The organism is Parundibacterium terreum (genome assembly GCF_014636315.1).
GTDB classification, from domain to species: domain Bacteria; phylum Pseudomonadota; class Gammaproteobacteria; order Burkholderiales; family Burkholderiaceae_D; genus Undibacterium; species Undibacterium terreum.
Genome location: NZ_BMED01000006.1, coordinates 163488 through 183519, shown reverse-complemented (window position 1 = coordinate 183519; position 20032 = coordinate 163488). Strand labels below are relative to the sequence as shown.

The 20032-nt window shown below is 56.0% G+C and carries 14 protein-coding genes; 4 read left to right on the top strand and 10 right to left on the bottom strand.

Annotated elements, in window-relative coordinates; translation table 11 throughout:
* Positions 1-458 precede the first annotated feature (458 nt).
* Both IEW12_RS23790 and IEW12_RS23785 read right to left on the bottom strand, forming a co-directional pair.
* A complete protein-coding gene (locus IEW12_RS23790) occupies positions 459-3227 on the bottom strand; it encodes a TonB-dependent receptor (protein WP_229751316.1) in 2769 nt (922 codons plus the stop codon).
* Positions 3228-3560: 333 nt separating this feature from the next.
* Positions 3561-5591, bottom strand: coding sequence for an NADPH-dependent 2,4-dienoyl-CoA reductase (locus tag IEW12_RS23785; RefSeq protein ID WP_188568624.1), 2031 nt, complete (start codon positions 5589-5591; stop codon positions 3561-3563).
* Positions 5592-5844: 253 nt separating this feature from the next.
* Here IEW12_RS23785 and IEW12_RS23780 point away from each other — a divergent pair, with 253 nt between their 5' ends.
* Positions 5845-6117 carry a hypothetical protein gene (locus IEW12_RS23780; protein WP_188568623.1) on the top strand — a complete coding sequence of 91 codons (273 nt, stop codon included), beginning with the start codon at positions 5845-5847 and terminating at the stop codon, positions 6115-6117.
* Positions 6118-6154: 37 nt separating this feature from the next.
* Here IEW12_RS23780 and IEW12_RS23775 read toward each other — a convergent pair whose 3' ends face one another.
* From IEW12_RS23775 to IEW12_RS23760, 4 genes are all read right to left on the bottom strand, one after another.
* A complete protein-coding gene (locus IEW12_RS23775) occupies positions 6155-7357 on the bottom strand; it encodes a lipid-transfer protein (protein ID WP_188568622.1) in 1203 nt (400 codons plus the stop codon).
* A gap of 11 nt (positions 7358-7368) precedes the next feature.
* On the bottom strand, positions 7369-8913 hold the full coding sequence (locus IEW12_RS23770; RefSeq protein WP_188568621.1) for an acyl-CoA synthetase: 1545 nt from the start codon (positions 8911-8913) through the stop codon (positions 7369-7371).
* Between the two features lie 91 nt (positions 8914-9004).
* On the bottom strand, positions 9005-10138 hold the full coding sequence (locus IEW12_RS23765) for a DUF5938 domain-containing protein (protein ID WP_188568620.1): 1134 nt from the start codon (positions 10136-10138) through the stop codon (positions 9005-9007).
* Between the two features lie 73 nt (positions 10139-10211).
* Complete coding sequence (locus tag IEW12_RS23760) at positions 10212-11015, bottom strand: SDR family NAD(P)-dependent oxidoreductase (RefSeq protein ID WP_188568619.1); 804 nt, start codon at positions 11013-11015, stop codon at positions 10212-10214.
* A gap of 158 nt (positions 11016-11173) precedes the next feature.
* Between IEW12_RS23760 and IEW12_RS23755 the strand changes: the two genes are divergently transcribed.
* Positions 11174-11887 carry a TetR/AcrR family transcriptional regulator gene (locus IEW12_RS23755; protein WP_229751315.1) on the top strand — a complete coding sequence of 238 codons (714 nt, stop codon included), beginning with the start codon at positions 11174-11176 and terminating at the stop codon, positions 11885-11887.
* A gap of 119 nt (positions 11888-12006) precedes the next feature.
* Here IEW12_RS23755 and IEW12_RS23750 read toward each other — a convergent pair whose 3' ends face one another.
* The gene (locus IEW12_RS23750; RefSeq protein ID WP_188568618.1) at positions 12007-12693 is read right to left on the bottom strand and encodes a glutathione S-transferase family protein; all 687 of its coding nucleotides are present in this window, start codon (positions 12691-12693) and stop codon (positions 12007-12009) included.
* A 141-nt stretch (positions 12694-12834) separates the two neighbouring features.
* On the opposite strand from IEW12_RS23750, the gene IEW12_RS23745 reads away from it, so the two are divergent.
* A complete protein-coding gene (locus IEW12_RS23745) occupies positions 12835-13401 on the top strand; it encodes a TetR/AcrR family transcriptional regulator (protein ID WP_188568617.1) in 567 nt (188 codons plus the stop codon).
* Positions 13402-13525: 124 nt separating this feature from the next.
* On the opposite strand, the gene IEW12_RS23740 is transcribed toward IEW12_RS23745, so the two are convergent.
* Entirely contained in the window at positions 13526-13900 is a 375-nt protein-coding gene (locus IEW12_RS23740; RefSeq protein WP_188568616.1) for a DUF4148 domain-containing protein, read from the bottom strand.
* 335 nt (positions 13901-14235) lie between these two features.
* On the opposite strand from IEW12_RS23740, the gene IEW12_RS23735 reads away from it, so the two are divergent.
* Positions 14236-15162, top strand: a complete 927-nt coding sequence (locus tag IEW12_RS23735) for a LysR family transcriptional regulator (RefSeq protein WP_188568615.1) — start codon at positions 14236-14238, stop codon at positions 15160-15162.
* Positions 15163-15279: 117 nt separating this feature from the next.
* Here the strand turns inward: IEW12_RS23735 and IEW12_RS23730 are convergent, their stop codons facing one another.
* Both IEW12_RS23730 and IEW12_RS23725 read right to left on the bottom strand, forming a co-directional pair.
* On the bottom strand, positions 15280-17931 hold the full coding sequence (locus IEW12_RS23730; protein ID WP_308789159.1) for a TonB-dependent receptor: 2652 nt from the start codon (positions 17929-17931) through the stop codon (positions 15280-15282).
* Between the two features lie 459 nt (positions 17932-18390).
* A complete protein-coding gene (locus IEW12_RS23725) occupies positions 18391-19668 on the bottom strand; it encodes a DUF1045 domain-containing protein (RefSeq protein WP_188568613.1) in 1278 nt (425 codons plus the stop codon).
* Positions 19669-20032: the final 364 nt, after the last annotated feature.

Sequence of the window (20032 nt, the reverse complement as noted above, 5' to 3'; positions counted from 1 at the left end):
GCCAGTCGTCAGACTGGCTTTTTTTTCGCCTGTCCTGGCTACAGCAGCGCTTGTTTTTCAAGCGTTTCCAATCATACCCCTATACCTTTATACCCTCGTTCCCTCTGTCCCGCTCATTCCTACAGGGATGCTGGTCTGGCTCTTCCTGCTCGTAGGTGGTTCTGCGCGCGGATTTGTGCCTGCGCATTCCTCCTTCCCTGGTGGCTGCAAAACGGAGACATCAATGCGCTGCTGGCCAGTGGGGTATCTCTTTTTCACGCCGCTATGCGCAGCTAAACGAGGCTTTCAGGCCGGTTACGGCCCGTCTGTTGGCATCGGGTGTTGCCAGTCGCGCCGGCCATGCGGGTTTGCATTATTGTCGAAGCTGCTTTTGCCTGGACGAAAAAAAACGCCTGGAATTGCTTCCAGGCGTTTTTAGTGGCTTGAAACTAAGCTGCAACTAAGCGATTACGTCATGCTTAGAATGTGTAACGGCCACCCAGTGTGAAGTAACGGCCAACCGCGCCCGATTGATGCAGGGATGGGTTGTAGTTGATACGGCCGTAAGTTTGTACATCCAAAGGCGCCATTCTGTCGAACAGATTGGAGATGGATGCTGTAACTTCCCATTGCTTGGATACTTTCCATTTACCGAACAGATCCATGGTTGTGAAGGAAGCGATACGGCAACCGAGGTAGCCTTTACCGTTTGCATCCACGTCCAGGCAGTCTCCGCCCAGTTCGTTGGTGTCGCTGATGCCGCTAACGTAGTTCACAGTACCTGCAACTGTGAATGGACCACGTTCCCAGCCCAGGTTGAAGGAAGCACGAGTCCTTGGTGTGCCGCCGTCGCCGGACAGGTTAGTGTCGCCATGCGTACCTGCAAATTCTTGTACTGTGCCGTCGGCATTAGTACGTTTGAATTTTTGCATGTAAGTGATGTTCAGGCCACCGTTCAGTTTGCCATAGACACCGATGTCATACTTGCCGCGGAAGTCCAGATCAACGCCGGAAGTTTCTGTTTTATTGGCGTTAACATAAGGAGATTTCACCAACAGGATAGGACCAACCAGGCCTGGGAAGTCAGACGTTGGTTCGCCGCGTACGATCACTGCATTTGGGTTGCCTGCTGGATTGGCAATCGCGCCTGCTGGATCGGAGCCGATGATTTCATTGTTACGAACGATGCGCCACAGATCAACCGCTACGCTGAAGTTTTTGATCGGCTCGATAACCATACCCAGGCTATAGCTCTTCGATTCTTCAGGTTTCACGTTCTTGTTGCCAACAGTAACTGCACCGATGGATTTGGTGTCGGTACAATCCAGAGCCAGATGCGTTACAGCGCAACGTACCGGGTCATTGTTGTAGTTGGTGAAAGCGGAAGTCGCGCTGTTGCCGTTTTCTGCGAAGCTCGGTGCACGGAAGCCTTCAGCATACGAACCGCGGAATGCAACGATGGAAGAAGGCGTGAACTTGAAGCCAACTTTCGGCGTTGTGGAGCTACCGTAGTCGGAGTAATGATCCGTACGGCCAGCCAGGCTGATTTCCAGGTTTTTGATCACAGGCAAAGCCAACTCAGCATACAGAGCGGACACATTGCGCTTACCTTGAGCAGCAGCATAACCCAGGCCAGGGATATCGTTGATATCGGTGAACGGAGTTGCTTGGCTATCCACTTCTTCACGACGGTATTCAGCACCGATCGCGATACCAGCAGCGCCGCCTGGCAATTGGAACAGCTCGCGGGATGCTTTGAAATCCAGGGAAGTCAGTTTGGATGTACCGCTGTTGCTCAGTTCTGGGAACACGGCTGCCAGTACTGCTGGTGTATTCAGGCCGAAGTTCTGGCCGATACGGTAAGTGCCGTTTGCCAAAGCTGCTTTCAAAGCGCTGGTACGGTAGTAGCCGTTCTGCGTTTTGTCGGTTTTGCTTTCTGCGTACATCAGGCCTGTATCGTAATCCCAGTCAGCAAATGTACCTTTAACACCGCCCAGTACGCGAGTTACTGTAGTGTCCAGATCGGCTGTACGTGGCTTGGAAGCCGCTACAAAACGTGGACGTGCTGCGTTGTTCGGGAATGGATTGTCTGGGTGGCCGATAGGCAATAGCAACTGGTCTGGACCGGTTGCTGTATTGTTTACACGGTTATGTACCAAGTCAAAGCCAGTACCTGTCATGCCGGAAGGCGTAGTCATGGTTTTAGCTTTGGAATTGAATACGCCAGCTTCAACATAGCCTTGAGTCGCTTCATTCAACTGGAATGTGCCGCGTGCAAACAGGTTGATGTTTTGTGTTTCAGGCTGGATAGTCTGGAACTTGACTGGATCCCACAAGCAGCCGCCGCCGCCATTGTTCGGGTTAGTCTTATCAATGTCTGCAGGGTTGCAACCTGGTAAGTTTTGAACGTTACCTGCTGCGCCGCCTGCTGCATTGACTGGACGGACTGTACCGACCAGGCTGCTGCCGCCGCCGTTACCGCTAGTTGTTGTACCTGCACGCTGATCGCGACCGCCCCATGGACGTGCATCAGCCTGGCCGAGGTAGTCGCCACGGTTGGATTGCAGGATTTTTTCAGTTTTCTTGGCATCGATATTGATGAAGAAATTGTATTTTTCTGTGGTCAGGTCACCGAAGCCCAGGGTTGCGGACGCCGCTGCCTGAGTACCGTCGCCGTGGCCGGATGTACCAGCGGAAGCAGAGATGGTTTTGCCTTGGTAGTTTTGACGCAGGATGACGTTGACCACGCCGGCGATAGCGTCAGAACCGTAAATCGCAGAAGCGCCGTCTTTCAGCACCTCGATACGATCCACTGCGTCCAGAGGAATGGAATTCAGATCGACGAAGCTGCGAGCGCCGTCATCGTTAAAGCCGTAAGGTGCTGTACGGCGGCCGTTGATCAACACCAGTGTGGAGTTGACGGACAGACCACGCAGGGAAACACCGGATGCGCTACCTGCGAAACCGTTGGTGAACGCGCCACTGATAGTACCGTTGTTATCTGCGGACAAGCTGCGAACTACGTCGGCGATGGAAGTCTTGCCGGATTGTTCGATTTCTTTACGCGTTACTACTTGCGTATTGGAAATGCCTTCAGCTTCGGTCCGTTTGATGTTGGAACCAGTGATCTCCACCCTTTGCACATTTTCTTGCGCAAACACCGGTTGAGCGAAGATGCCCAGGCCCAATACAACGCTACCTGAAAATATCACTCTCACCGATTTGGATAGTATTTTCTCTTTTGTCATTTTTACCATACTCCTACATGTTTATGGATAATGTACTAAATACATACATTACAAGATGTAAATCCGCTCGACTTGCTCTTATATCGCTGTGCGGCAAGTTACAAGCGGATGATATTAGCAAACTGTTTATAGGATTGACAGGCGGAAAAGGGGTTTACTGCGCACAATGCAACAGTTTTTTTCACATAAAGATAAAAAATGATACTTGTATTTACAAATGGGGCGGCAGCGCCTAGCTGAAGATACCGCGGTCCGCACTATGAAAAAGGGCTGATACCGCGTTTTGCATGTAACTTCATATGACTGTTTATACCTTGCGTTACATCACGAATGTTACAAGGAGCTGGCGAGTTCAGCGCCTTCCTTGATTGCTCTTTTGGCATCAAGTTCGGCGGCCAGGGCGGCACCGCCTATGCGATGGAAGCGAGGTCCGGTCTCTGCCTGCTGCTCAGGCATCAGCTCGGTCAGCGAATCCTGGCCGGCGCAGAGGATGATGTGGTCGACCTCAAGCAGCCGTGGGCTGCCATTAACGCTGATATGCAGTCCTTCGTCGTCTATCTTCTGGTATTCGACACCCGCCAGCATTTCCACGCCGTTTCTTAGCAGTGTGGCGCGATGTACCCAGCCTGAGGTCTTGCCCAGACCTGCACCCACTTTGCTGGTCTTGCGTTGCAGCAGGTAGATTTGCCTTGCCGGGTGGGCAGCGGCAGCTTCCACCAGGCCTCCATTGCTGACAGCTTGCAGGTCTACTCCCCATTCCGCAGTCCAATGTTTGACCGGCACGGGCAGGGAAATTGCCGGGTCATGAGCCAGATATTCACCTACATCAAAGCCTATGCCGCCGGCGCCTATGATGGCGACGCGCTTTCCTACGGGTTTCTTATGTTGCAATACATCCAGATAGGACAGTACCTTGGGGTGATCTATGCCGGGGATGTGCGGCCTGCGCGGAACGATGCCTGTTGCCAGGATGACGTGGTCGAAACCCTGTGCCAGCAATTCTTCGCGGCTGATCCGTTTTTGCAGATGGACTTTGACACCGGTGATCTCCAGCCTACGCGCAAAATAGCGCATGGTCTCTGCAAATTCTTCCTTGCCGGGCACCTGCATCGCTATATTGAACTGGCCGCCTATCCTGTCGCTACTATCGAACAGGCTGACTTCATGCCCGCATTCTGCTGCCACCGTGGCGGCAGACAAACCGGCCGGCCCGGCGCCAACCACGGCGATCCGCTTCGCTTGCCGGGTTTTCAGGAATTTCAATTCGGTCTCATGCGCGGCGCGCGGATTGACCAGGCAACTGGCGCGCTTGTTGGCAAAGGTATGATCCAGGCAGGCCTGGTTGCAGGCGATGCAAGTATTGATCTCGTCCGTCCTGCCGCTGGCCGCCTTGTTGACGAACTCGGGGTCGGCCAGGAAAGGGCGCGCCATCGATACCATATCGGCGTCGCCGCTGGCGATGATGTCTTCGGCCTGTTCCGGCATATTGATACGGTTGGACGCTACCACTGGGATGCTGACTGCCTGTTTCAGGCGCGCCGCCACGCTGCGGAAAGCTGCGCGCGGCACGGAGGTGACGATGGTCGGCACCCTGGCTTCATGCCAGCCTATGCCGGTGTTCAAAATGGTGACTCCGGCCTGTTCCAGCGCTTGCGCTACCTGCACCACTTCGTCCCAGCTATTGCCGCCTTCAACCAGGTCCAGGATGGAATGGCGGTACATGATGATAAAGTCGGTGCCGACCGCAGCCCGCACCTGTTTGACGATTTCCACCGGCAGGCGCATGCGGTTTTCTATGCTGCCGCCCCAGCGGTCCTGGCGCTGATTGGTGCGCAAACACAGGAACTGGTTCAACAGATAGCCTTCGCTGCCCATGATCTCCACGCCGTCATAACCGGCCTTGTGGGCCAGGCGGGCGCAGCGCACATAGTCGCGTATCGTGCTTTGTATACCGGCTTCGCTCAGCGCCTTGGGTTTGAACAGCGAGATCGGCGATTTCCTGGCCGATGCCGAAACCACAAAGGGCTGGTAGCCGTAGCGGCCGGAATGCAGGATCTGCATCACGATCTTGCCGCCTTCTTCATGTACCGCCCGGGTGACTTTTTTGTGGTTCCAGATATCGGCCAGGCTATTCAGCGTGCCGCCGAACGGCAGCAGCCAGCCGCGCCGGTTGGGCGAGATGCCGCCGGTGACGATCAGGCCGGCGCCGCCGCGCGCGCGCTCGCGGAAATATTCCGCCAGCTTAGGATAGTGATAGAACCTGTCCTCCAGACCGGTATGCATGGAGCCCATGATGGTGCGGTTGCGCAATACGGTAAAGCCTAGGTCCAGCGGGGCCAGCAAATGAGGGTAAGCAGTCGTCATGGGAATGGTCAGGCAAATAATGGGATGCGACGAAGAATACACAAGCGCCACGCGTTTCGGCCAGGATGAGGCTAGGCTGCGCACTCTAAAACGACGAGTGACTATATGTGTGGAGGCATTTGAACTCCGCTTGCCCGGTAAGCGCCAGCCATACTGCTGGCTATAAGTACCGGCTACAAGCACCGCAGAAAATTGACAAAACAAAAATGGGCACCTACATTTGCTCCACGCAAATCATGGATGGCAGAGCCAGATGAAGCTGAAAGACCTAGCCGGTATGCTTTTTTCCGTCGGTGGCGCGACATTAGGAACGGTGGCTTATCGCTTGCTCGGAATCTTCTGGTTTTTTGGAGGACTCATATTGCTGGCCGTGAGCCTGTCGCTGATCTGGAGCGCCGCCAGGGACCGCAAGTTGCGCGATGCCCTGGACCAGGTGCCCGGCGATTGGGGAGACCGGCATTATCTATCCGGAGCCAGCCCCACCGACGGTTTTGATTTCGGCGATGGGCATGACGATCTGGACTAGCAGCTGCGTTTATTGCAGTACCCGGGTGATTACGGATTTACCTCGCGGATGCCGCGCCCTCTGCTTCATATAGAGTCACCACACAGGCACCTCCCAGACCAAGGTTATGTTGCAGGCCCAGGCGCGCCCCTTCCACCTGCCGTTGCTGCGCCGTGCCGCGCAACTGGTGCGTGAGCTCATAGCACTGCGCCAGCCCCGTCGCCCCCAATGGATGTCCCTTGGACAGCAGGCCGCCGGAAGGATTGGTGACTATCCTGCCGCCATAGGTATTGTCGCCATCGGCTATGAATTTCTGTGCCTCGCCGGGCATGCACAGGCCCAGCGCCTCATAGCTGATCAACTCATTTTGCGCAAAGCAGTCATGCAGCTCCACTACGTCCAGGTCTTCCGGACCCACGCCTGCCTGTTCATACACTTGCTGCACCGCCTGCTGCGTCATGCCATAGCCAACCAGGTTCATCATGTCGTGGCTGTCAAAGGTATCCGGCCTGTCGGTTGTCATCGCTTGGGCGCGTATGCTGACATCGCGCCGCAGGCCCCTGGTTTTTGCATAGTCTTCCGACACCAGTACTGCGGCGGCGGCACCGCAGGTGGGTGGGCAGGCCATCAGCCTGGTCAGCACGCCGGGCCACAGTGCAGGTGCATTCATCACATCGTCTACGCTCAATTCCTTGCGCAGCAGGGCCAGCGGATTATTGGCTGCATGGCGGCTGGCCTTGGCCCTGACCTTGGCAAAGGACTCCAGCGGCGTACCGTATTTTTGCATGTGCGCCTGGCCGGCGCCGCCGAAATAGCGCAACGCCAAGGGCAGGTCGGCGATATTGACCAGCGCATCGGCTTCACGGTCAAAGTCTTCAAACGGGCTGGGGCGGTCATTGAATACAGTGCCTATGGCGCCGGGATTCATTTGTTCAAAACCCAGTGCCAGCACGCAATCGCAGGCGCCGCTGGCTATCGCCTGGCGGGCCAGGAAGAGCGCGGTGGAACCGGTAGAGCAATTATTATTGACGTTGATGACCGGGATGCCCGTCATGCCGAGCGGATAGACTGCCTTCTGGCCGCTGGTGGAATCGCCATATACGTAGCCTACGTAGGCCTGTTCTATTGCATCGTAGTCCAGCTCTGCATCTGCCAGTGCCTGGCGCGCGGCGGCACCGGCCATGGTGAAGTAGGGCTCGTGATTGCCCGGCTTGGTGAAAGGAATCATGCCGACGCCGGCAACGAGGACTTTGCGTTTCATGGTGGCTTTCTTTATTGCTGAGGCAAACTTGCCAGCAGCGTTGCACGTACTTCCTTCTTCAGCACCTTGCCTACTTTGGAGCGCGGCAGGTCGGGCCATATTTCAATTTGCTTAGGCGCTTTCACCGAGCCTATGCGTGCCTTGACAAAGGCCTTGATTTCTTCCGCATCAATCTTGCTGCCGCTACGCGGCTGCAATACCGCAACTACCCGTTCACCCCATTTTTCATCCGGCAAGCCGATGACTGCGCTGTCCTGTATATCCGGATGCTGCATCAGCGCCTGCTCCACCTCGGCGGAATAGACATTGAAGCCGCCGGAGATGATCATGTCCTTGGCGCGGTCCACGATGAACAGATAGCCGTCGGCATCGACATAGCCTATGTCGCCGGTATGATGCCAGCCGAAGCGCGACACCTCTTGCGTGGCGGCCGCATCCTTGTAATAGCCCAGCATCACCAGCGAGCCGCGCACCACCACTTCGCCGCTAGTACCGGTAGGCAGTAGTTGGCCATCCTTGTCCATGATGGCGACCTGCACCAGCGGCCCTGCGCGGCCCGCAGAAGTCAGGCGCTGATACGCGACTGTGCCGTCTGCATTGAAATGCTCGCTGGGCGGCATCATCGAGATCATCATCGGCGCTTCGGTCTGCCCGAACAATTGCGCCATCACCGGGCCTATCTTTTGTAGTGCTTCTTCCAGTCGCGCGGCCGACATCGGCGCCGCTCCGTACCAGAAGCATTGCAGCGAATCCAGTCTTGTTTCAGCCAGCCTTGGGTGTTGCAGCAGCATATAGATCAGCGTCGGCGGCAGGAAGGTATGCGTGATCCGGCATTGTTCTATCAGGCGCAAGAATTCCGCCAGGTCTGGCGCAGGCATGATGACGACTTGCCCGCCCAGCGCCATCACCGGCAGGCATAGCACGCCGGCGGCATGGGTGAGCGGAGCCAGCGCCAGATAGGCCGGGCGGCCATCGAAAGGATAGCCCATCAGCGTCAGTGCCGACATGGTTTCCAGATTGCGGCCCGACAGCATCACCCCCTTGGGTACGCCGGTCGTGCCGCCGGTACCGGCGATCATCGCCACATCATCCACGGTATTGATAACAATCGCCGCGTCGCTGACGCCGCTCAGCCATTCCTGCAGGGACGGTGCGTAAGGCAGGGTCTTGTCCAGGCAAACCAGCGTCGCGAGCTTGGGCAACTCGCCCCGCATCTGTTCCACCAGCGGCGCGTAGTTACTGTGAAAAATCAGACAACTGCAGTCGAAGGCGTCCAGCACAAAGCGGTTTTCCGCTGCCTCATTGCGCGGATTGATAGGGCACCAGACCGCAGCGGCGCGCGACAGGCCGAACACGCAGGAAAATGCAAACGGATCATTCCCCGACAGCACCGCCACTTTTTGCCCCGGCTGCACGCCGCTGTGTTGTAGTGCGCGGGCCACCCGGTAGCTGAGTTGTTGTACGTCCGAGTAGGAAAGCACGGTCTCGCCCATGCGCAGGCATGGAAACTCCGGGCCCAGGCTGGCGCCCTTGTCCAGATAGTCTATCAATCGCATACAGCCTGCCTTATCAAAAAGATTGCATAGCAAAAATTGCAGGATCAATGCAGCCGGAGCTCTGCCCCGGCCGCATCGTCGTGCCAGCCTGTCAGCGCTGTACGGTAAGCACAGGCTCCATCACCAGCCCGAAGTTTTTCAGCGTGCCCAGCAGTTCGCGATGGCCGAAGGCCTGGCAGGCCGAGGCAAATCCGGCGCGCTTCGGCGCCTGTTGCAATAGCGAGTAGGCGGCATAAGCCTGCAGCAAACCGGTCTGCTTGTAATTGCAATTGCCGTGGATGACGCAATGGGTGCGTACCAGCGGACCGGAGCCGTACACGGAATCCATGGAGATATTCACGCGCGGATTTTCACGAGGCGGCATGCCGGCCTGGATGGAGGCGGCAATTGCGGCCAGTTGTTCCTCGCGTTGTTCGGGCGGCAGCGGGGCGATCTGTTCCTCGTACATCTTTTGCGTGGCGACAAAACCCTGCATCACTTCACGCGCAAAGACGCCGCCCAGTGCCTTGCAGTTGGCCACGCGCGGATCGTCCTTGAACCAGACCGGATGCGCGGTTCCCGCCCAAGGTGTGACCATCGCCGGTACGTGGTGGCCCGGGACGTTCACTTCATAATGCGTGCTTTGCGGCCATTCCACATATTTGTTTTGCTCCATGTAATACCATTTGGCCTTCAGGATGGTAAAAATGGTCTGCGTCGATGCATAGGTAGGGAAGCCTTTCCACAGCACCAGAATATCCAGCGTATCGACCCCCGGTGTTTCCAGGCAGATGTTGGCCGCGATTTCGCCAGTGGTGTACATCTGTGCGATGCCGGGCGACAGCAGCAGACCCTTCGCGGCAAACTTGGCACCCCATTCGCCCTTGGCTTCCATCAGCCAGTCCTGCTCGCCGGTGGTGTCCATGTAGTGGCAGCCTGCGGCCAGGCAAGCCTCGGCAACCACGTGGCCGTATTTGATGAAAGGCCCCACCATATTGCTGACGACTTTGGCGCCGCGGAATAGCTCGGTCAGAGCTGCTGCTGTATGTTCGACTTCCACTACCTCGTAATCCGCCGTTTCTATGCCGGGGATCTTGTCCATCACTGCCTGCACGCGTGCCGCATCGCGGCCTGCGGCGATGAAGGGTATGTTCAGTTCGCGCAGGTATTCGCATACCAGGCGGCCGGTATAGCCGGACGCGCCATAAACGATGACGGGTTTTTTGCTGCCGTTATTGCTGCTCATGGGTTTCCCCTTAATGTCGGGTTGATCTGGAATTGGGTGATATTGGGTGATAGGGAGCAGAGAGGCAAATGAGCTACATGCCCATGCCGCCGTCCACAGGCAAGCCTATGCCGGTAATGAACTTGGCCCCGTCAGAGCACAGGAAGACCACCGCGTCTGCCATATCGCCGACTTCGCCCAGTCGTCCCAGCGGGGTTTGCTCGATGACGCCGCCCACCGCGGTTTCCACATTCGGCGCCAGGCCTGCAGCCACGATGTCGCTCGCCAGTTTCATGCCCATGTCGGTCGGCACCAGGCCGGGATAGATGCAATTAACGCGCACGCCGTAGCCAAGCTTGCCCGATTCCATCGCGGCAATACGGGTGATGCGGTCGACGGCGGACTTGGTGCCGGAGTAGCCGGCAATTGCCGGGAAGGCGATGGTGGCTGCGACCGAGGAGATGTTCACAACGGCGCCGCCTTTACCGGCGCTGCCGCCGGGCTGCATGCTGCGGAAAGCATGCTTGATGCCCAGTGCGGTACCGACCACGTTCACATTGCACATATTGCGCAAGTCTTCGGCCTCTACATTGATGATCAGCGAAGTGATTTCTATGCCGGCATTGTTGACCAGGATATCAAAACCGCCCAGCTTGGCGCTGGTTTCGGCCACCGCTGCGGCCCAGTCTTCATCCCTGGTCACGTCCAATTTGACGAAGCCTACCTTGGCGCCGCCTGCGGAGAGCCTGGCGGCGGTTTCCCGTCCGGCTTCGGCCAATATGTCGCCTATCATGACAGAGGCGCCGGCCTTGACCAGGGACTCTGCAATCGCTGCGCCTATGCCGCGCGCAGCACCTGTCACCAGGGCTTTGCGCCCTGTTAAATCGAATTGTGTCATTCTTGTCTCCTGTGATTTTTTAATATGAAGCAGGAACAATTTAGGCTTCAACTTGACAGTCGTCAAGTTTTTATTTGACAGTCGTCAAAGTGAATTTGGGCAACTGTCAAATAAATGTGTACGGAATGGGACAAAGCACGTTTTCAGCCGGGCATGTCATGCTATCCTCTCGAAAAAGCCTGCAAAGTGCGGGAATCCAGTGGGAATACAGCGAGAAAATGGCCGTAAAACAGGAAATCAGGAAAAAATCGGTGGAGCGGATTACCCGCGCCCATGTCGACAAGTTCGCCGAACGGCGCGCCGAGCTGGGCGAGGCTGCGCTGCAAACGCTGGCCACGCTGGGCTATGCGCGCACCAGCCTGCGCGAGATTGCGCAGAATTCCGAGTTCTCGCATGGCGTGCTGCATTACTACTTCAGCGACAAGGTGGACCTGATTACTTGCAGCGTGCGCCAGTACAAGGCCCGCTGCGTCACCCGCTACGATCAGGTCATTACCGTATCCGGCAGCTACGGCAGCTTGATCACCGGTTTTCTGGATGCCTTGGGACAAACCCTGAGCGACGAAGCCCATATGCACCGGCTGTGGTACGACATCCGGGCGCAGGCTCTGTTTGAGGAATCCTTCCGCGACGACGTGGCAGAGATAGACCAGAGCCTGGAAAATATGATCTGGCGCATCATGAGCCGTCTGGCTGAACTGGCGGGCAAGCCGCTGAACCTGCCGCCATCGGTAATGTATGCCAGCTTCGACGGCATGTTCCAGCATTGCCTGCTGAGGCATTTGTCCGGTGATGCCGCCGCGATCGCTGATATGCAGGCCGATGGGCGCAAGCTGATCGTACAATTGCTGGGCGAGCCGCTCGCTTCCTGACCCTGCAAACAGGCCGGACTTCCTGCATGGAAGCCCTGCCTGTCTATTACTGTTTATTGCTCATGCAGATTGTGCGGTAATCATCCTGATCAGAAGCCGCGACGCCAGAAACTCAGATGTCAGAAACCCAGGCTACGGAGGTCTTCCGCGTCGAAAGCCTGGCCGCTGCGGTTTTTGACGCTGGGCCGCTCTGCAACTTTCGATCTCCAGGCTAATAAGGCAACGCAATCTTCCGGGATAGCGATGCCTGCCGCATCGGCATGCATCAGCGCCGCAAAGGCCGTGATGTCCGCGATTGAGAATTGTTCGCCCGCGATATAGGCCTGTGTTGCCAGCACCTGGTTAAAATATTTCAAGCCCTGTACGAACTTGTCGCGCTGCTTGTTGCCCCATTCCTCCCTGTGCGCCCATTCAGGGCTCTTATATGCTTGCAAGCTGGCGCCCAGGCCTGGCGTAGCGTGGTGAAAATAAATTCCCACCGCATCAATCAACTGGTCGTCTGCCCGCTTCTGCATCATCAGTATCACGGCTTTTTCCTTGGGAGTTTTGCCGGTGAGCGTGGGATTACCATCGAGATTATCCAGATAAGTCGTGATCGCAATGCTCTCGGAAAGATAGCTGCCATCATCCAGTTCCAGTACCGGTACAACCCCGGCCGGATTTTTTGCGAGAAACGCAGCTTGCTTGTGCTCCGCACCGACCAGATCAACTTTGACAAACTGCACTTGGGATTCCAGTCCTTTTTCTGCGAGAACAATACGTATGCGGGCGGGGTTTGGGAAGCCGGGAGTGTCATGAATTTTCATAATAGCCTTAAGATGTCTACCTTCCGGTAGATAGATTATAATGGTGGCGGCAGTAATAAAACTTAGTTTTATCTATCTACCGGTAGATAGATAATATGGCCGAAGCATTTTCGCGTCAAGTAATTCAACAGGGATATTGTCATGACGACGATAGATACAAAAAAGACCATCATGGCAGTGGCCAAGAGTGCAGTGCAGGCGCGCGGGTATAGCGCGCTGAGCTTTCGCGACCTCGCCAAGGAGGTCGGCATTAAAAGTTCCAGCATTCATTATTACTTTCCTACCAAAGGCGACCTGGGATCGGCATTGGCAAGGGAATATACGGACGAATTCCTGGCCTATCTCAATGGCCTGTTGAGCGATTCGCAGGATTGGAAATTGTGCATAGACGGTTATGCCGATGTGTTTCGCCAGACCCTGTTGCGGGAAAATCGCATGTGCATGGGAGGCATCCTGGCTGCGGAGAGGCCGGAGCTGGCGCCGGAAGTAAAGGCGGAGATAGAGCGATTTACTGAGCTGATTGTGCAGTGGCTGACAAAAGTCTTGCAGCTAGGTAAGCCGGAGATGGAGCATAAGGCAGTCAGGAACTGGGCATTTGCGGTGTTTTCCGCGATTGAAGGTGCCCAGCTCGTTGCCCGGGGCTGCGACGACGTTGCAGTTTTCGACCAGACCCTGGCAGCGTATAAAACGGCGGGGTTGTTGCCCTAGTGCTCCCGGATAAATCCGCGTAAAGATGACGGCGATTGTCGAACTGTGCGCAGGTAGTTTTCGCAGGGCAAAAAAAAGCCACCGGCAAGCGGTGGCTTTTTTCTATGCTAAGCTCTGAAGCAGATTAGCCACCGATGTCGTATTCGGTATTGGCGCTTTGGCTCCTGGCTGCTTGTACTGCTTCCGCTTTGACATCGGCACGGCTGCGCGCTGTCTGTACGGCTGCTGGAACAGGATATTCTGCATCACGTACGTTCAGCACGCCTTCGCTGCGGGCTTGTGCCAGTTCAGCTTGTACTTCAGCGCGGGTTTTGGTGGACGCACTACGAGTGTTAGTAAAAGCAATATATTCAGAACCGCCAACGATGTAGCCTGGAGTAGCGCGAGCCTGTGCCAGTTCAGCCTGGACTTCTGCACGTGTTTTGCCAGTGTCTGCTGCAAATGCGCTAGTGCCGGCGGCGATCAGGGTAGCTGCTACAAATAATTGTTTCGCGTTCATTTTATTTCTTTCAGTAAATGTTTGGAAAAATATTCCGGGCTCGGCGGAAAGGTATTCCAATTCGTACGAGAAGTAGGATCTTATGTTGGCAGGTACTTACTTCTGATACGAACTAGACCACCCGTCGGGTTCGGCCTCTTTAAGCTGGTTTTTATGACTTGCTTAACGATGGGAGTAGTGTACGCGTATTGCGGCGCACAAAAAAGATGGCTGGACGGAATATACTATTGCATTATCCGGAACAATCCAGACAGGCTATCGCAGCGATAGGGGACAAAATGAAAATAATGACAAGAACGCAGATGCCGACGACGCTACACAGGAGCAGCTAATCCATGGATAGACTGCAATCCATGCGAATCTTCTCCAAAGTGGTCGAACAGGGCAGCTTTGCCCGGGCGGCCGAAATCCTCGATATGTCGAACGCCGTGGTGACACGCTACGTCGCCGACCTGGAAACCCATCTGGGTACCCGGCTGCTGAACCGTACCACGCGCAAGCTGTCGCTGACCGAAACCGGCCAGATGTACCTGGAAAGGGTGAGGCAGATTTTATCCGATGTCGATGATGCGGATGCGATTGCCTCATATTCGGCGCGCAAGCCCAGCGGCACCCTGCGCATCTATTCGCATCTGGGTTTCAGCAAATGGCAACTGGCAACGATGCTCCCGCACTTTGCCAAGGAATATCCGGACGTGGTGCTGGATGTGACCGTGTCCGACCGCACGGTCGATCTGGTAGAAGACGGTTTCGATATCGGCTTTTTCATCGACCTGCAAAAGGTCGATGCAACGATGATTACCCGCAAGCTGGCAACCTCCGAAGTCTTGCTGTGCGCGTCGCCGGACTATATAAAACAATATGGAGAACCGAAGACGCCGGAAGATGTGTCGCGCCATCATTGCCTCAATTTCGGCTGGGATTTCATGCGCAATTACTGGACTGTGCAGGGCAAGCGCAATGGTCCCAGCGCACCGGTGCAGATACCCATCCACAGTCGCGTTATCTCGAATAATTCCGACGTGCTGAGGGAATGCGCGATTGCCGGCATGGGCCTGGTGCTGCGTCCATCGTTCACGCTGGGGGATGATCTGAGCTGCGGCAGGCTGGTAAGGCTGTTTCCCGAATTCCACCTGGGCACGGTGTCGATTTCCATGGTCTACCCAAGCCGGCGGCTGCTGTCGGCCAAGGTCAGGAATTTTGTGAACTTCATCGCCGGCCAGTTTCCGCATCCGGAAGTGGACTTGTGGCTGGGAAAGTAGAGGGCGCGCCCCATAAAGCCAGGCAATCGGCAGCAGCATGAAAAAAAGCCCGGAAAGATCGCTCTTTCCGGGCTTTTGGCTGTGACCGTCTAACGCCAGGTCACGGGCTTCACATGCTTAGAATGTGTAGCTGCCGCGAACATAGTAGGCACGGCCGACTGGATCCGTGTAGCGTGGATCATAGCCTTTTTGGAACAGCGTACCCTGGTTGGAGAACGGTGGATCTGTGTTCAGCAGGTTTTTGATACCGGCTGTCAGAGTCACGTGCTTGATGCCGCTATAGCTGCCGGATACATTCCACAAAGCGTAGGAAGAAACATCCTGCTTGTACTGGGCATCCACCTGGTTCTGGTCATGGTAGCCAGAGTTGTATGCCTGGGCAATCGTTGCACCCCATGGACCATAAGTCCAGTTCAGTGCAGCATTATGCCTCCAGCGGAAGGTAGGATTATTGTCCGAGTACTGGCCTACGCTGCTCAGGAAAGGACCGTTACGTTCGTTCTGGTAATCGTACTTGAACACATAAGTGCCATCCAGCGTAAAGGTGAATACGCCGAAGCTGGACTTAGGCAGGCGGGCCGAGAAGCTGAGGTCGACGCCCTCAGTCTTGACTTCACCCAGGTTGTCGTTCAGATCCAGGATCGCAAACGGCGAGCCGTCAGGATTGCGCAGGAACAGATCCTTGTACTTGGCGTAGTTGCCATAGATGGATTGTTCAGGCAATGCGCCGATCTTGTCGCGCAGATGGATGTGCCAGTAATCCAGCGCCACCGATACATCCTTGATAGGCTCAACGACTACGCCAAACGAGTAAGTCCTGGATTTCTCAGGCTTCAGGTTAGCATTGCCGCCTTGCAGCTTGAACTGTTGCAGATCGCAGTCACGCAGAGGATTCGCGCCTGGCTGAGGCACGCCGCCTGGGCACAGGATAGGATCGTCGTACGAGTCATTGGTATCGTTCTTGGAACGCGGCGCATTTTTTTCAAACAGTGTCGGCGCACGGAAACCTGTGCTGGCCGAAGCGCGGAACAATACTTCCTTGGCTGGCTGGTAGCGGATGCCGACCTTAGGATTGAAGGTATTGCCTACGTCGCTGTAGTTATCCATACGGGCTGCCAGCTGGATTTCCAGATCCTTGATGACGGGCAGGTTCAACTCTGTGAACACCGCTTCGATATCGCGGCTACCGGTCTTAGGCAGGGAGCCGGACAGGCCGGAGCTGGATGCCTGGGAAGCGATCGCCTGGTTGACGTCGAAATTGGCTTTTTCCTGGCGCAGTTCAGCACCTACCGCCAGCGCCATATTGCCGCCGGCCAGAGCCATCAGTTCGCGGCTGGCCTTGAAGTCCAGTCCGGTGGTGGTGACCTTGGCGCTTTGTACTTCACCGCGCAGTGCGGTGCTGTCCAGATAAGCCTTGCCGGCGGTATTTTGCAGGCCGAAAGGATTCAAAATGCCATTCAGTACGCCAGCAGCAAACGATGCATCCTGCACATAGCCGCCGGTGAAGTTCTCAGCGGATTTGCTAACCGAGTAGGTCAGGCCGGTTTTGTAGTCCCAGCCTGCCAGTTCGCCTTCCAGTGCCACTACGATACGGTCAGCCGTGCCCTTGGAATTGATCTGGCGCTGGCCGGCTTCCAGAGGACGCCAGTTGACTGACAGAGGATCGCCGGACAGGCCAGGCTGGGCAGGAACGCCGCCGGAATTACCTGGGTAGTAAGGGCTGGATTTAGGCAGGATCAGGCCGGTTTGAGGCGGTGGTGCCGTACGGGAAATGACCTTGCTTTCCGAGTGCAGGTATTCGACGGTGCCGGTGTGGTTTTCACCCAGCTTCATCGTGCCCTTGCCGAAGAAGGCAGTTTGTTCGCTTTCCGGAATATCGTCGATCAGGCGGGTGTAATCCTGGCGGCAAGTCGTATTGCTGGTGCTTGGCACCGAGAACGGTGCGTTACAGCCGGTAGCAAAGCCGGGATTGCCGGATGCGCCGGAAGTCGGATCGAAATAGTTACCTGGGAAAGTGGTACCGCTGGTCAGGCTCAGGCCGCGGCTAGGGATGACGCCGGTCTTGGAGAAATCCCTGTCCTGCGAAGTGATGACTTTCTGTTTGTGGTAGTCCACTACGCCGAACACATTGAAGCCGTCCTTGCCCAGGTCGCCGTAGCCGCCTACTGCATTGAAGCGCTTCTCATCGCCGCCCTGCATTTTTGGCGAAATGACTTCGCCGGTCACGGTCACGCCGGTGACCGAGCGTTTGGTAATGAAGTTGATTACGCCGCCGATCGCATCGGTACCGTAGATCGCGGAAGCTCCGTCGCGCAATACTTCAACGCGGTCCAGCGCGGTAATAGGGATGATGTTCAGATCGACACTGGCGCCATCGTAAGGATGGTTGGCTATCCTGCGTCCGTTCAGCAAGACCAGGGTCTTGTCGCCGCCCAGACCGCGCAAATCGGCGCTGGCCTGGCCGCCGGTAGGCAAGCCGCTGGTGTTACCGCCGACTGCATTGCCCAGGCCGACCGTTGACTGGTTGGCGGGGATCTTGCTCAGTACTTCCGCTGCGGTCGTCAGGCCTTGCTTGACGAACTCTTCCGCCTTGATCACGGTCAAGGGTGCGGATGTTTCCGATGCGATACGTTTAATCGATGAACCGGTGATTTCCACCCTCTGGGTACGGGAGTCATCGGTCTCTTGCGCCATGGCGGTATGCGCCATCAGTCCGAATCCCAGGGCAATACCACCTGAGAACATCAGGCGTAGGGATTGAGACAACACTGTTTCCTTCGTCATTGCTTACCTCTTTGGGTCAAGTTTCATTAAAACGCGTGAGAGTTACGGTGCTTTACGCTCTTCGCAGATCGAATAGGCAGCGCTTCAGGTACGGAAAAACGTACTTGTAAAGGCGCATCCAAGGAGATGTAAATTGTCTATACAATATCCTTGACGCATGTATCAAAGCATTTCAAAGAAAAGTACGCAATTTGATAAAACGTGGTTTTAGGAGGAAAACAACAAAAGCGAAAATTTTTTGCGCGGGCGGCAAAATTGAAGAAAAATCGGTGTATCTTATGGCGCCGTTGTGCGGGAAAGGCCAAAAGTGATGCAAAAACGCCACAGATGAAAAGCAGCTAAGCTTATTGCTCCTGATGCATGTCCGGAGGGCAGATGTAGTTTTCTTACCTTACGGTAACTGGCCGTTTATTTGTATCGGGCCTGATACATGCGTGGCTGAATTCAGGCAGAAGTGAGTATATCCAGCAGGCGGCGGCCGGCGTTTTCTACGGGGCCGGTATGGTCCAGCCGGATGATTTCCGGTTGCTCGGGCCGCGAGAATTGCGCGTTTCTCTGCACCCTTTTTAACAGCGCTGCACCGCCGTTTTCCTGTTGCAGCAGGCGGTTTTCCATGCGTTGCCGTATCAGTGCATGATCGGCTTCTATCCATACCACTTGTGCATCCGGGTAGGCTTGCAGCAAGCGCGGAACGAATTCCCGCGAGCCGCTGATGACCACATTGCGGCCCGCTTTCAACTCGGCCTCAAAGCCGCGCCGTATGCCATAGCAAAAATCATGATATTGCCAGGTCATTGCAAAATGGCCAGCGGCTGCCTGTTGCCAGAATTGCTCAGGCGAGATGCTTTCATGTTCTTCCGACGGCAGCGCCGGACGGGTAATCGTGCGTTGCGCGAAGTAAGGCTGTTTATGCTGAGGCAGCTTTTGCCTTACCCAGCTCAGCAAGTCATCCCTGCCGGAACCGTAGGGACCGACCACAAAGAACAGGCGACCAGCCACCGGAAGCTGGTGTGCATGGTGCTCCAGTGCGCGCAAGCCAAAGTCGAAGCGGCGCAGCAGGGTGAACGGCGCGCCGGGTGCTTCTTCGCGGAATAGGGCGATGCCGTTGATCAGCAGCGGGGCATCGATATCAAAAAAGCGCTCGGCAGCCTTGCGCAGGCGGTAGGCGATATCCGCATCCACGCCGGACAGCTTGTCGGTCAGCGTCATGTGGAAGCGATATTCTTCCTCGGTATAGGGATAGCCCCAGCGCTGCAGCAATTGCTCCTGCCTTTGCGTCAACTGGCTGCTGCGCCGCTTGCTGAGTTCTGCTTCGGTGGGCGGCGCGCGCAGGAAATCAAAATAACTAACGCAGCGCATCGCCAGCGCATTGATCTCGCGCGATTCCTGGCTGGTGCGTAGCGCCAGGAAATCGCCCATGGGCAGCACCGCAGGGGCAGGTACCGTAATCCGGGTTTGCGCCGCGCAAAATGCCGCCAGCGTACCCAGCAAATGCGCCTCGGCGAATCCTTCCGCCAGCCTGAAAGGCGCTTTCAAGGTCGCATGAAAGCCATAGCGCCGGGCGTCGCTGCTCAATTGCTGCAATACCAGCGGCGGAATGCCATCCACTACGGGTTGCTGCAAGTCCTGGCCCGTGACCGGATCGCGCCCCAGCCAGCGGCAACCGGCTATCCACCAGGCTGAATTTTGGTCAGGCGCATAATAGAGGGCGTAGCGTGTCATGGATGCTGGGTTCTATCGGCAATTGTTCATATTGCGGCAATATTTATCCGCTAGTATCGGCTAGTTGGCGCATGCGTATATTTACATCATTGTAAGACCTGTTGCTGCACTTGCATCCTATGCCTGAAATATGACTGCAGCTTGACATCGGACGCTTCACTGCCAGCTATGAATCGTGATACCGTACTCGGCATGGTTATACGGCAATATGGCAGCTTGCTTGTATATAGGCCTGGAATAGGCCTGGAAGATTTAGCGGACGCTAAATACAGATAACACGATCAGCATCACCACCGAATACAGTATCGGGCAATTCGCGAGCAACCCAGGGAGTAGGCAGGCAGCGGCGGCGAGTTTACGATTT

Bases quoted from the DNA above. Each gene is read 5' to 3' on its own strand.
- IEW12_RS23790 (WP_229751316.1), bottom strand. From the start codon at position 3,227: ATGACAAAAGAGAAAATACTATCCAAATCGGTGAGAGTGATATTTTCA.
- IEW12_RS23785 (WP_188568624.1), bottom strand. From the start codon at position 5,591: ATGACGACTGCTTACCCTCATTTGCTGGCCCCGCTGGACCTAGGCTTT.
- IEW12_RS23780 (WP_188568623.1), top strand. From the start codon at position 5,845: ATGAAGCTGAAAGACCTAGCCGGTATGCTTTTTTCCGTCGGTGGCGCG.
- IEW12_RS23775 (WP_188568622.1), bottom strand. From the start codon at position 7,357: ATGAAACGCAAAGTCCTCGTTGCCGGCGTCGGCATGATTCCTTTCACC.
- IEW12_RS23770 (WP_188568621.1), bottom strand. From the start codon at position 8,913: ATGCGATTGATAGACTATCTGGACAAGGGCGCCAGCCTGGGCCCGGAG.
- IEW12_RS23765 (WP_188568620.1), bottom strand. From the start codon at position 10,138: ATGAGCAGCAATAACGGCAGCAAAAAACCCGTCATCGTTTATGGCGCG.
- IEW12_RS23760 (WP_188568619.1), bottom strand. From the start codon at position 11,015: ATGACACAATTCGATTTAACAGGGCGCAAAGCCCTGGTGACAGGTGCT.
- IEW12_RS23755 (WP_229751315.1), top strand. From the start codon at position 11,174: ATGCTATCCTCTCGAAAAAGCCTGCAAAGTGCGGGAATCCAGTGGGAA.
- IEW12_RS23750 (WP_188568618.1), bottom strand. From the start codon at position 12,693: ATGAAAATTCATGACACTCCCGGCTTCCCAAACCCCGCCCGCATACGT.
- IEW12_RS23745 (WP_188568617.1), top strand. From the start codon at position 12,835: ATGACGACGATAGATACAAAAAAGACCATCATGGCAGTGGCCAAGAGT.
- IEW12_RS23740 (WP_188568616.1), bottom strand. From the start codon at position 13,900: ATGAACGCGAAACAATTATTTGTAGCAGCTACCCTGATCGCCGCCGGC.
- IEW12_RS23735 (WP_188568615.1), top strand. From the start codon at position 14,236: ATGGATAGACTGCAATCCATGCGAATCTTCTCCAAAGTGGTCGAACAG.
- IEW12_RS23725 (WP_188568613.1), bottom strand. From the start codon at position 19,668: ATGACACGCTACGCCCTCTATTATGCGCCTGACCAAAATTCAGCCTGG.